The sequence below is a fragment of the Streptomyces sp. NRRL WC-3626 genome (assembly GCF_000718785.1).
Classification (GTDB): domain Bacteria; phylum Actinomycetota; class Actinomycetes; order Streptomycetales; family Streptomycetaceae; genus Streptomyces; species Streptomyces edwardsiae.
Genome location: NZ_JOCA01000063.1, coordinates 1 through 346 on the forward strand (window position 1 = coordinate 1; position 346 = coordinate 346).

Genomic DNA, 346 nt, shown 5'->3' on the forward strand with positions numbered 1-346 from the left:
ACGGCCTCACGGTCAGCGGCGCCCGGCCCACCCTCCGGGAGTACGTCCGTCAGCTCTGGGACCGGCGGCACTTCATCCTCGCCTTCTCCCGGGCGAAGCTGACCGCCCAGTACAGCCAGGCCAAGCTCGGCCAGCTGTGGCAGGTGGCCACCCCGCTGCTGAACGCGGCCGTCTACTTCTTCATCTTCGGCCTGCTGCTGGGCGCACGCCGGGGCATCCCGCACGACATCTACGTGCCGTTCCTGGTGACGGGCGTGTTCGTGTTCACGTTCACCCAGAGCTCCGTGCTCGCCGGTGTGCGGGCGATCTCCGGGAACCTCGGGCTGGTGCGGGCCCTGCACTTCCC

1 protein-coding gene is annotated in these 346 nt (G+C 69.7%); it reads left to right on the forward strand.

Annotated elements, in window-relative coordinates:
* A partial coding sequence (locus IF28_RS0135820) for an ABC transporter (RefSeq protein WP_030229626.1) occupies positions 1-346 on the forward strand: 346 nt, incomplete at both ends.